General features: G+C 69.5%; 12 protein-coding genes. 8 read left to right on the top strand and 4 right to left on the bottom strand.

The annotated features are described in order from the left end of the window. The coding region (locus GOHSU_RS16835; RefSeq protein ID WP_005944226.1) for a fructose-bisphosphatase class II at positions 1–136 on the top strand (136 nt) is incomplete at its 5' end. A 58-nt stretch (positions 137–194) separates the two neighbouring features. On the opposite strand, the gene GOHSU_RS15860 is transcribed toward GOHSU_RS16835, so the two are convergent. After that, complete coding sequence (locus GOHSU_RS15860) at positions 195–896, bottom strand: ABC transporter ATP-binding protein (RefSeq protein WP_005944223.1); 702 nt, start codon at positions 894–896, stop codon at positions 195–197. Between the two features lie 71 nt (positions 897–967). Then, the gene (locus tag GOHSU_RS15855; RefSeq protein ID WP_005944221.1) at positions 968–1,966 is read right to left on the bottom strand and encodes an FtsX-like permease family protein; all 999 of its coding nucleotides are present in this window, start codon (positions 1,964–1,966) and stop codon (positions 968–970) included. A gap of 163 nt (positions 1,967–2,129) precedes the next feature. Here GOHSU_RS15855 and GOHSU_RS15850 point away from each other — a divergent pair, with 163 nt between their 5' ends. Beyond that, positions 2,130–3,269: a sensor histidine kinase gene (locus GOHSU_RS15850; protein ID WP_005944219.1), complete on the top strand. Its 1,140-nt coding sequence runs from the start codon at positions 2,130–2,132 to the stop codon at positions 3,267–3,269. Beyond that, positions 3,266–3,901 (top strand): response regulator, encoded by a 636-nt coding sequence (locus GOHSU_RS15845; protein WP_005944217.1) that lies wholly within the window; start codon positions 3,266–3,268, stop codon positions 3,899–3,901. Before GOHSU_RS15850 ends, GOHSU_RS15845 begins: the two co-directional genes overlap by 4 nt. 24 nt (positions 3,902–3,925) lie before the next feature. Here the strand turns inward: GOHSU_RS15845 and GOHSU_RS15840 are convergent, their stop codons facing one another. Next, positions 3,926–4,594, bottom strand: a complete 669-nt coding sequence (locus GOHSU_RS15840; RefSeq protein WP_005944214.1) for a trimeric intracellular cation channel family protein — start codon at positions 4,592–4,594, stop codon at positions 3,926–3,928. Between the two features lie 91 nt (positions 4,595–4,685). Here GOHSU_RS15840 and GOHSU_RS15835 point away from each other — a divergent pair, with 91 nt between their 5' ends. From GOHSU_RS15835 to GOHSU_RS16415, 5 genes are all read left to right on the top strand, one after another. Further along, complete coding sequence (locus tag GOHSU_RS15835; protein ID WP_005944211.1) at positions 4,686–6,386, top strand: fumarate hydratase; 1,701 nt, start codon at positions 4,686–4,688, stop codon at positions 6,384–6,386. A gap of 79 nt (positions 6,387–6,465) precedes the next feature. Further along, positions 6,466–7,860, top strand: a complete 1,395-nt coding sequence (locus tag GOHSU_RS15830; protein ID WP_024332650.1) for a class II fumarate hydratase — start codon at positions 6,466–6,468, stop codon at positions 7,858–7,860. Between the two features lie 93 nt (positions 7,861–7,953). Next, positions 7,954–8,304 carry a hypothetical protein gene (locus GOHSU_RS15825; RefSeq protein ID WP_155821340.1) on the top strand — a complete coding sequence of 117 codons (351 nt, stop codon included), beginning with the start codon at positions 7,954–7,956 and terminating at the stop codon, positions 8,302–8,304. Positions 8,305–8,356: 52 nt separating this feature from the next. After that, positions 8,357–8,863 carry a hypothetical protein gene (locus GOHSU_RS15820; protein WP_005944204.1) on the top strand — a complete coding sequence of 169 codons (507 nt, stop codon included), beginning with the start codon at positions 8,357–8,359 and terminating at the stop codon, positions 8,861–8,863. Positions 8,864–8,865: 2 nt separating this feature from the next. Beyond that, positions 8,866–10,734, top strand: coding sequence for an Hsp70 family protein (locus tag GOHSU_RS16415; RefSeq protein ID WP_005944202.1), 1,869 nt, complete (start codon positions 8,866–8,868; stop codon positions 10,732–10,734). A gap of 10 nt (positions 10,735–10,744) precedes the next feature. On the opposite strand, the gene GOHSU_RS15810 is transcribed toward GOHSU_RS16415, so the two are convergent. Then, positions 10,745–11,028 (bottom strand): SelB domain-containing protein (locus GOHSU_RS15810; protein WP_005944200.1); only part of this gene is annotated, 284 nt, incomplete at its 5' end.

The following is an 11,028-nucleotide window of genomic DNA, read 5'->3' as shown; positions in this document are numbered from 1 at the left end:
GCGCGGGGTCACCTACCGGGCCAACGGTGCGACCACCCGCTCGCTGGTGATGCGCAGCAAGTCCGGCACCGTCCGCAATGTCGAGGCTCGCCACCAGACCACCAAGCTGCGCGAGTACGCCCGCCTGGACCTCTGACCGATCCCGCTACCGGCGCCGGTGGCAGGATCGGTGCCGCTAGCGCCACCCTGCCCGCTCAGGACACCAGTGCGTCCTGCTCCAGCCGGCCGTCGAGCATGTGCACCAGCGCATCGACGCCGCCGGCACCACCGACGTTCAGGGTCGCCAGATCGTGCGTCACCAGCAGGGCGGCCAGATCCCGTTCGTGGCACAGGCCGACGATCAGTTCGACGATGTCGCGCCCGCGGGCCTGGTCCAGGGCCGAGGTCGGCTCGTCGATCAACAGCACCGACCGCGGTCCCATCAGAGCCCGGGCGATGTTGACTCGCTGACGCATACCGCCGGAGAGCTGGCGCGGCAGCTTATCGGCCTGGCCGCCCAGGCCGACACGATCGAGCAGGTCGTGGGCCTCGGCGCGATGGCGCGCGGGACGCTGTCCACGCAGATGTGCCACCAGCAGCAGTTGTTCGATCACGGTCAGATCCGGCAGCAGATTGTCATTCTGGAACACGAACCCGATCTGGTCGCGCCGCACCTGCGCCCGCTGCGCCTCGCGCAACTCCCCCACGTCCACGCCGTCGATGCTCACCACCCCGCTGTCGGGCTGGATCAACGTGCCGGCCACGGCCAGGACGCTGGACTTTCCGCACCCCGAAGGCCCGGTCAGCGCGGTGACCGTGCCGGCCGGAACATGCAGGCTCACCTGGTCGACAGCGTGGACACGGCCGGCGTCCCCGTCGGGATACGACAGGCTCACCTGGGACAGAGACAGACTCATCGGATTCTCCTCACGGTTGGGATTTGCGACGGTTCGGATGTGCGCAGTTGGGGGTATCAGCGGGTCGGATATCAGCGGTTCAGGGCGGTGAGCGGGTCCACCGACAGGAGCGGACGCAGCGCCAATGCCGCCCCCGCCAGCCCCAGCACCGCCATCGCGGCCACGGGGATCAGTACTCCGCCCGCACTGATCAGGATCGGGACGGTGCCCGAGGCCAGGACCGCCAGGCCCACACCGGCCAGGGTGCCCAGCAGCAGACCTGCGGCCAGCACCACCGCAGCCTGTCCCAGGCCGTCGCGCAGCAGATAGGAGCGGGCGGCACCCATCGCGCGCACCACCGCCAGACCGGCCAGTCGCTGTCCGGTCCACACCGCGAAGAAGGCGCCCACGACCACCGCCGAGATCACCAGCAGCAGACCCTGGATCAGCAGCAGCGAGCTGTGTTCAGAGGAGTAGCCGGGAATCAGGTCGAGCCGGTCCCCGCCGGTCACCACGGCCACCCCGGGGAACTCGGCCGGCTGACCGGTCACGATCATCGCGGTCAGCTCGCTGCGGTGCGCCGCCTCCCGCCAGAGATCCAACGGCACCTGCACCACCGGCGAGTGGGCGAACATCCCGGTATCGCCGACCGACGTCACCGTCGCGGCGACACCACCGATCGTGATCGCCGAACCGGATTCGATGCCGAGCATCTCGGCGACCTCCGGATTCACCCGCACCCCGTCGGCATCGGTCCGGCCGAAGACGGCCACGGCGGCATTGCGTTCACCGGCACCGGCACCCGACATCACGATGCCCATCGGCTGTGCGGCAGGATCGGCAGCCCGCACGGCGGCCACGGCGTCCTCGCTCAGGCGGCTGTCGACCAGGTTCACCGCGGCGCCGTCGGCATCGGCCTGCACGGCCAGGCCATCGCCCGGCAGCGCTGCGACCGCCGAGATCGACTGATTGCTCAATCCCCCGGTCAGCGCCGACAGGGCGACCACCAGGAACGCCAGCATGGCGATCACCGAGATCATCACCCCGAACTTGCCGGCGGACCGGCGGATCTCGCGCCATCCGATGAACATCGCTACCTCCGTTGTCGTGTGCACTGCAGGTCGTGCGTGCGGTCTATATCGCGGTGATTCCAGTGTCGCGGGAAATCCGGCGGACCGAATCGCGCAGAAGCACCGTTACCGTCTCCATCGAAAGGTTGAGGCGCCGCGCCCGGTACCGGGCGATACTGGTCGGGTGTCCCCCACCGTCCCCCTCTCGCTGACCGCCGACCGGTACATCCAGTGGGGCGGACATCTGCTGTTCGCCGTCCTGGTGGCCGTCGGTCTGACCCGGGCGATCGTGGACACCGACGGCTCGGTGACGGCGATCGTCGTCGGTGCGGCGCTGCTGTCGGCGTGGTACCTGTACGGCGTGGTGGCGATCTCGGTGCGCCATCAGGCGATCGCCGTGCCGTGGGTCCTGATCCTGGTCGCCGGCTGGGCGGCGCTGACGGCGCTGGCGCCGTCGTTCACCTGGCTGGCCTTCGTGCTGGCCATGCTGAGCTGGCACTTTCTTCCCACCTTGCTGGCAGTGCCGGTCGAAGCGGTGATCGTCGCCGCCGCGGTGACCGCGGCCCTGCGGACCGATCCGGTCGGGGTCGGCTCGGTGATCGGTCCGCTGATCGGTATCGCCACCGCGATCGCCGTGACCGAAGCCGTCCGCCGCGTGATCGCCGCCTCCGCCGCGCGCGAAGAGCTGTCCCGCGAACTGGTGGCCGCTCAGCTGCGGGTCGAACAGCTGCGGCTGGGCAGCGAGATCCACGACGGCGCCGGACAAGCGCTGGCCGGCATCGTCATGCTGTTGCAGTCGGCCACCGATCCGGAATCTCCGCCCGCCCAGCGGCACACCCAGACCGTGACCGCACTGGAGATGGCCACCACCGCACTGGCCCAGACCCGCGGCTTTCTGCGCGGCCTGCACGATCCCTCTCCGGCCCCCGACGAGGTGGCGGCGCACCTGCGCGGTGCCGTCGAACAGGCCCGGACTCTGGGGCTGCCGACCGAACTGCACATTCACGGCGGAGTCAGTGACCTGGCCGCCCCGGCCCGCGAAGCGCTGGTGCGTTCCGCCCAGGAGGCGCTGGCCAATGCGGCGCGGCACTCCGGAGCCTCCCGCGCGGTGGTGACCCTCACCGTGCTCGAGGACGAAGTCCACCTGGACGTGGTCGACAACGGCACCGGCTTCGACCCGGCCGTGGTGGGCGGCGGCACCGGCTTCGGCCTCGGTGCGCTGACCGCCCGCGTCGCCGAGTGCGGGGGCACCGCATCCATCGATTCCGAACCCGGCGACGGGACCATCGTGCACGTCGCGCTGCCTGCAGGAGGCTCCCGATGATTTCCGTGATGCTCGTCGACGATCACCCGGTGGTACGGGCCGGTCTGCGGGCCGTCCTCGATCCGGTCGACGGGCTGCAGGTGGTCGCCGAGGCCGGTAGCGCCGACGAAGCCCTGACGCTGGCCGAGGTCACACCGAATCTGGACGTGGTGCTGATGGATCTGCGTCTGGACGGCACCGTCTCGGGTGGGCGCGACGGTGTGTACGCCACGCACAGGCTGCGCGAGCTGGCGCAGCCGCCGCGGATCCTGATGCTCACCACCTATGCCTCCGACGCCGATATCGTGCGCGCCGTGGAGGCCGGTGCCACCGGTTACATGCTCAAAGACACCGCACCGGACACCCTGGTCGCCGGGATCCGGGCCGCGGCAGCCGGCGAGACGGTCCTGGGACCGGCGATCGCCGCCCGGCTGGTGGACCGGCTGGCCGATCCGGCGCAGTCGCTCACCGCCCGCGAACTGGAGATCGTCGAACAGCTCGCCGCCGGCGGCTCCAACCGGGAGATCGCCAGACGCCTGTTCATCTCCGAGGCGACGGTGAAATCGCATCTGGTGCACATCTTCGACAAGCTCGGCGTCGACAGCCGGACCAAAGTGGTCGCCGTCGCCCGCGAACGCGGCCTCATCTCCTGAGCTGCGCCGCCGCGCACCCGTGTCTCAGTCGATCGGGTCGGCGTTCTGGCGGCGCATGTACCAGGGCTGCGGCCCGTGCCAGCCGAATCGCAGCGAGCCCAGGCGCAGCGCGATCGCGATCACCGCGCACGCCAGACCCATCCACGGCTGGTAGTCGGTGTATCGCAGCAGGGCGGCGACCGTCGCGGCACAGGCCAGCGCCGGGATGGCATACAGATGCTGACTGGGCTGCAGCACCGTCGGGATCTGGCCCGACAGCATGTCGCGGATCACCCCGCCGCCGATGCACGTCGTCATACCCAGCAGCGCGGCGCCGGGCGCGGACATCCCCCACTCGTGGGCGATCACGGTGCCGGTCACCGCGAACAGCCCCAGCCCGATGGCGTCGGTGACCTCCAGGGACCACTTGGTCATCCGGTTCGACGGCGGCTGCCAGACGCACACCACCGCCGCGGCACACAGGGCAGCCACGGGGTACTTCATCTCGGTGAACGCATTGGGCGGGGTGTTGCCGATGATCAGGTCACGGATGATGCCGCCGCCGAGCGCGGTGGCCACCGCCAGCAGCACGATGCCCACGATGTCCATGTTCTTGCGGACCGCGGCCAGCGCCCCGGACAGTGCGAAGGCCACCACCCCGGCGACCTCTCCGGACTGCTGGAGCAGCGATGCCGTCTCGTTGATGCCTGCCACAAGCAGGCGACGCTACCCGCCCGCCCCGCACTCTCAACTTAGGATGCGCTTAGATGCAGGTCAGAAAGGTACCGACGTACGATGCACACTTGTGAGTGATGCTGCCAACGCCCCCGAATTCCGCTACTCGGATCTGCTGCCCGCAACCCACGAGGACACGCCCTACCGGCTGATCACCACCGAAGGTGTCTCGACCTTCGAGGTGGACGGCCGCACCTTCCTGAAGGTCGAGCCGGAGGCGCTGGCGCAGCTGACCGCCGAGGCGATGCACGACATCTCGCACTATCTGCGGCCCGCGCATCTGGCGCAGCTGCGCAAAATCATCGACGACCCGGAGGCCTCGGGCAACGACCGCTTCGTGGCCCTGGACCTGCTCAAGAACGTCAACATCTCCGCCGGCGGGGTGCTGCCGATGTGCCAGGACACCGGCACCGCGATCGTGATGGGCAAGAAGAGCGAGGGCGTGCTCACCGGGGTCGACGACGCCGAAGCCATCTCCCGCGGCGTCTACGACGCCTACACCAAGCTGAATCTGCGCTACTCACAGCTCGCGCCGATCACCATGTACGAGGAGCGCAACACCGGCACCAACCTGCCGGCGCAGATCGAGATCTACGCGACGCAGGAGGGACCGCACGGCCCCGAGTACAACTTCCTGTTCATGGCCAAGGGCGGCGGCAGCGCCAACAAGTCCTTCCTGTTCCAAGAGACCAAGGCGATCCTCAACCCGAAGAAGATCCTCGGTTTCCTGGACGAGAAGATCCGCTCGCTGGGCACCGCGGCCTGCCCGCCGTACCACCTGGCCGTGGTGATCGGTGGCACCTCCGCCGAGTTTGCGCTCAAGACCGCCAAGTACGCCTCGGCGCACTACCTGGACGATCTGCCGACCGAGGGCTCGATGGATGCCCACGGCTTCCGCGACACCGAGCTGGAAGACGAGGTCTTCAAGCTCACCCAGTCGTTCGGGATCGGCGCCCAGTTCGGCGGTAAGTACTTCTGCCACGATGTCCGGGTGATCCGGCTGCCGCGGCACGGCGCATCCTGCCCGGTCGCCATCGCCGTGTCCTGTTCGGCCGACCGTCAGGCGCTGGGCAAGATCACCGCCGAGGGCGTCTTCCTGGAGCAGCTGGAGACCGATCCTGCGCAGTACATGCCCGACACCGGCGTCGCCGAGGACATCGAGGGCGGCGAGGTGGTCGCCATCGACCTGAACCGCCCGATGCCCGAGATCCTGGCCGAGCTGAGCAAGTACCCGGTCAAGACCCGGCTGTCGCTGACCGGTCCGCTGGTGGTGGCCCGCGATATCGCGCACGCCAAGATCGCCGAGCGTCTCGACGCCGGGGAGCCGATGCCCGATTACATGACGAACCACCCGGTCTACTACGCCGGTCCGGCCAAGACGCCCGAGGGCATGGCATCCGGATCGTTCGGACCGACCACCGCCGGCCGGATGGACAGCTACGTCGAGCAGTTCCAGGCCGCGGGCGGATCGATGGTCATGCTGGCCAAGGGCAACCGGTCCAAGCAGGTCACCAACGCCTGCCACGAGCACGGCGGTTTCTACCTCGGCTCGATCGGCGGCCCGGCCGCCCGGCTGGCGCTGGACTGCATCAAGAGCCAGGAGGTCCTCGAGTACCCCGAGCTCGGGATGGAGGCCGTCTGGAAGATCGAAGTGGAGGACTTCCCCGCCTTCATCGTCGTCGACGATAAGGGCAACGACTTCTTCACCGACCCCTCCGGTGCGGTGAGCGTGCCGATCTCGGGGATCCGGATCCGCTCCAAGGAGCGCTGAGTCCGGCGTACGGCACCGGACACCCGAGAAGCGCTAGAGTCTTAGGTATACCTAAGATCGCGTAATGGAGGAGTCCGGCATGACCGAGTACCGCATCGAGCACGACACCATGGGCGAGGTCAAGGTCCCCGTCGACGCGCTCTGGCAGGCGCAGACCCAGCGCGCGGTGGAGAACTTCCCCATCTCGTTCCGTCCGCTCGAGCGCACCCAGATCCGGGCCATGGGGCTACTCAAGGCCGCCTGCGCCCGTGTCAACGCCGACCTGGGACTGCTCGATCCGGCCACGGCCGATGCCATCGTGGCCGCGGCCATGCAGATCGCCGACGGCCGGCACGACGACCAGTTCCCCATCGACGTCTTCCAGACCGGCTCGGGCACCAGCTCGAATATGAACACCAACGAGGTGATCGCCTCGATCTGCGCGGCCGATGGCGTGAACGTCCACCCCAACGACGACGTCAACATGTCACAGAGCTCCAACGACACCTTCCCCACCGCCACCCATGTCGCCGCGACCGAGGCCGTGGTGACCCAGCTGATTCCGGCGCTGGAGCACCTGGCCGACGAGCTCGGCGTCAGGTCCGACGACTGGCGCGAGACCGTCAAGAGCGGGCGCACCCACCTGATGGATGCGGTGCCGGTGACCCTGGGCCAGGAGTTCGGCGGCTACACCCGCCAGGTGCTGGCCGGGATCGAGCGCCTGCAGTCGTCCCTGCCGCGCGTGGGCGAGCTGCCGATCGGCGGCACCGCCGTGGGCACCGGGCTCAATGCGCCGGCCGGTTTCGGCACCCGGGTGGTGGCCGAACTGCAGCGCCTCACCGGGGTCGACGCGCTGAGTCTGGCCCGCGACAATTTCGAGGCCCAGGCCGCTCGTGACGGTCTGGTGGAACTGTCCGGTCAGCTCAAGACGATCGCGGTCTCGCTGACCAAGATCGCCAACGACATCCGCTGGATGGGTTCGGGTCCGCTCACCGGCCTGGCCGAGATCACCCTGCCCGATCTGCAGCCGGGCAGCTCGATCATGCCCGGCAAGGTGAACCCGGTGCTGCCCGAGGCGGTGACGCAGGTGGCCGCCCAGGTGATCGGGAACGACGCCGCCGTCACCTGGGGCGGCGGCAACGGCGCCTTCGAGCTGAACGTGTACATCCCGATGATGGCGCGCAACGTCCTGGAGTCGATCACTCTGCTGGCCAACGTCTCCCGGCTGTTCGCCGACCGCTGCATCGCCGGACTGGTGGCCAACACCGACCGGCTGCGCACCCAGGCCGAGTCGAGCCCCTCGATCGTCACCCCTCTCAACAGCGCCATCGGCTACGAGGAAGCGGCCGCGGTGGCCAAGCAGGCGTTGAAGGAAGGCAAGACGATCCGGCAGACGGTGATCGATCGAGGTCTGATCGGCGAGGCTCTCAGCGAAGAGGAGCTCGACCGGCGGCTGGACGTACTGGCGATGGCCAACCTGGACCGCCAGCGCTGACCTTACGCCTGCTCGCCCGGCAGCGGCCCGGCGCAGATATGCTGACGCCACGATCAGACCGTGCGGCGAGGTGCCGCGGCGAGGGGAGCAGGTGTGGGGGACGGTCCAGTTTCGGCCGCTGAACGTCGGCAGTGGGCGCTCGCGGCAGCGGTAGCCGTACTGGTGGCGCTGGTGGTCCTGTTCGTCTGGGTCGCCACCGGGGGTGGGAACGACGACGGCGAGTCCGTCCCCGTCGACACCGCCCCCAGCTCGCAGACCCACCAGCCCGGCCGATCCCAGCAATCGGAGCAACCCCAGCGGTCCGACCGTCCTCAGGGATCGGACTCGGGCCAGCAGTCCGGCGGCAAGAGCCCCGAACCGCAGATGCCGACCGAGGCTCCGGCCTCGCCCTCGCGGCCGTCGCTGCCCTCGCTGTCGATCTCGATCCCGGGGACGAACCGATGACGCCCGAGCCTGCCGCCGCTCGGCACCTCCGAAAGAACGAGAGGCCCCGTTCATGACCACCGTCCTGGCCGTCCTCATCGCCCTGGCGATCGCCGTCGTCGGCACGCTCGTGGGTTATCTGCTACGCGGAGCCACCACCCCCGCGCGATCGTCGGCACCGGCGGCCGATCGACGGCCCCAGCGCACCGCCCGCCGGACCGCCGACACCGGGCAGCCGCAACCGCCGCCACGCCCGGCGCCGGTTCCGCCGTCGGTTCCGCAGCCCACCCCCGGCACCGTCGACGACCGCCTGGTGCAATCGCTGATCGGGGTCTACGACACCACCGCCGAGGATTCGGTCCGCGGCTATATCGCGCAGCAACTGGCGGGGTCCGGAATCCGCCCGGTCCAGGTCCAGCCCGGTTCTCCGTTCACCCCCGACTCCCAGCGCTGTATCGCCACCGAGGTGGTCGCCGAGACCGGCGCCGGCATCGTCCTGCGCACCGAACGCCCCGGCTGGCAGGGCCCGTCCGGTCCGTTGCGCCTGCCCGACGTCGTCGTCTCAGCAGAACGGAGCTGACGGTGACCTCCTCCCAGCCGACCCTGCTGAGCATCGACTTCGGCACCACCAACAGCACCGCCGCCTACCGGGATCGGTCCGGCAACACCCACGAGGTCCGACTCGGTTCCCTGTCGGCGCTGATGCCCACCGCGGTCTTCGCCGACGGCTCCGATCTGATCGTCGGCGACGCCGCAGTGAACAACGCGCTCACCGACCCGACCGCCTTCGAACCCAATCCGAAGCGGCAGCTGCGCTACACCAGCACCATGCTCGGCGGACGTAACTTCACCGCGACCTCGCTGGTCGCCGCGGTCCTGGCCCATATCGTCAGCACGGCCACCCGGCGCAACGGTGCACCTTTCGACCGGGTGGTGCTGACCTACCCGGACGGCTGGCGCGAGGAACTGATCGGCCGGCTGCGCACCTCCGCCGGCGAGGCCGGAATCCGGCCGGAATCGCTGGAGCTACTGAGTGAATCGCAGGCCGCTGCCGCCTTCTACACCGGGACCCAGCAACTGGCTCCCAACTCGCGGATCGCCATCTTCGACTTCGGTGCGGGCACGTGCGATGTGACCGTCCTGGACTGCGACTCGAGCGGAACCTTCTCGGTGGTCGCCTCGGACGGTCTGGAGTACCTCGGCGGCAACGACCTCGATGCCCGGCTGCACAGCTGGGTCGCCCAGCGACTACACGAACGCTCCCCGGAACTAGCCGCTCAGCTGACGCAGCCGCGGGTCGCGCTGACCTTCGGTGATCGGCTCCGCGACGCCAAGGAGACCTTGTCGACGGCGGCCCGTGCCACCATCCCGCTGCCCGACGGCACCCAGCTGCAGATCACCCGCAGCGAATTCGAGAACCTGATCGCCGGCGACATCGGTGAGGCGATGACCCTGGCCAAACGGGTCATCGCCCGCGCCGACCAGGTCACGGCGCGCCCGATCAGCCAGATCTACCTGGTCGGCGGCTCCAGCCACATTCCCCTGGTGCACCGCGAACTGGGCAAGATCGGCCGGCTGGCGGCGATGGGTGACCCGAAGACGGTGGTGGTGCAGGGCGCCCTGCTGCACGACAACATCGTCCGTCGGAGCGAGGGCTCGCAGGCACCGGTCGCACCGCCGATTCCGCAGAGACACGACCGCACCGTCCCGCGGCCGCCGATGACCGGTCCGCCGACCCCGCCGATTCCTCCGGCGCCGCCCGCGCCTGCCCCCGCAGCGCCCGCGTACCCGGCAGCCGCCCCCTATCCCGCATCGGCCCAATACCCGGCGTCGGCCCAATACCCGGCCTCCTCGGCGTACCCGGCCTACCCGGCGGCCACACCGCCCAAGAGCAGCAAGGTCGGCATCTGGCTGGGGGCGATCGCCGCGGCCATGGTCGGCCTGATCGTGGTGCTCGTGGTGATCATGGTGACCCAGGACGATAAGAAGAAGCCGGCCACCACCGCCGGTAGCGGAGCCTCGGCGGCTCCGTCGAGTGCCTCCGCACCCAGTTCCAGCACCAGCCCGTCCTCGTACTCGTCCTCCTCGATCCCGTCCTCGACGGTGCCACCCTCCCCCACCATGCCGCGCCGCGCCGGTTCCCCGCCGGCCGGATCCACCGGGGAGAACTGCGGGCAGACACCGTTCACATACACCCCGTCGAAGACGACCACGCAATACGTGCCGTTGACGGTCACCGTCGGGCGCACCACCCCGGCCACCCACTGTAACTTCGCGATGCACGTGGCCGAGGCGGTCAACGACGCCCCCGGCAGCTTCCCCGTCACCGTGACCGTGGCCAGCCCGAACAACAGCGAGCGCTACACCATGACCTGCGCGAACCGGACGTCCGACCCGATCGTGCTGCGCTGTTTCGACGGCAGCAACGCCGAGGTCTTCTTCTACTACTGACCTGCCCGGGCTACCGGGTCACTTCGCGGCGTCCCGCGTCGATCCGGCGCGTCCAGCCGCGCCCGTCGAGGTGTTCGAGCAACGGGACGGCCACCCGCCGCGTCGTGTCCAGTGTCTGCCGGGCCGCCGAGACGGTGAACGGCTGCGGTAGCCGGGCCAGTTCCCGCATCGCCAGGACCGGGGAGGTCGGCAGCAGCACCACGGACTCGCCCAGCCGCAGCAGCCGGCCCGCACGCGAGGCGGCCGCCAGCTCCCGGATCCCCAGGCCCAGTGCGGCCAGGTCGCCGGCTTCCG

The sequence above is a fragment of the Gordonia hirsuta DSM 44140 = NBRC 16056 genome, from assembly GCF_000333015.1.
In the GTDB taxonomy this organism is placed as follows: Bacteria; Actinomycetota; Actinomycetes; order Mycobacteriales; family Mycobacteriaceae; genus Gordonia; species Gordonia hirsuta.
The sequence above is the reverse complement of the archived record's forward strand: the minus strand, read 5'-3'. Positions and strand labels throughout refer to the sequence as shown.

What these genes read in the sequence shown, in the direction of transcription:
- GOHSU_RS15860 (WP_005944223.1), bottom strand. Translation starts at nt 896, where the DNA reads ATGAGTCTGTCTCTGTCCCAGGTGAGCCTGTCGTATCCCGACGGGGAC.
- GOHSU_RS15855 (WP_005944221.1), bottom strand. Translation starts at nt 1,966, where the DNA reads ATGTTCATCGGATGGCGCGAGATCCGCCGGTCCGCCGGCAAGTTCGGG.
- GOHSU_RS15845 (WP_005944217.1), top strand. Translation starts at nt 3,266, where the DNA reads ATGATTTCCGTGATGCTCGTCGACGATCACCCGGTGGTACGGGCCGGT.
- GOHSU_RS15830 (WP_024332650.1), top strand. Translation starts at nt 6,466, where the DNA reads ATGACCGAGTACCGCATCGAGCACGACACCATGGGCGAGGTCAAGGTC.
- GOHSU_RS15820 (WP_005944204.1), top strand. Translation starts at nt 8,357, where the DNA reads ATGACCACCGTCCTGGCCGTCCTCATCGCCCTGGCGATCGCCGTCGTC.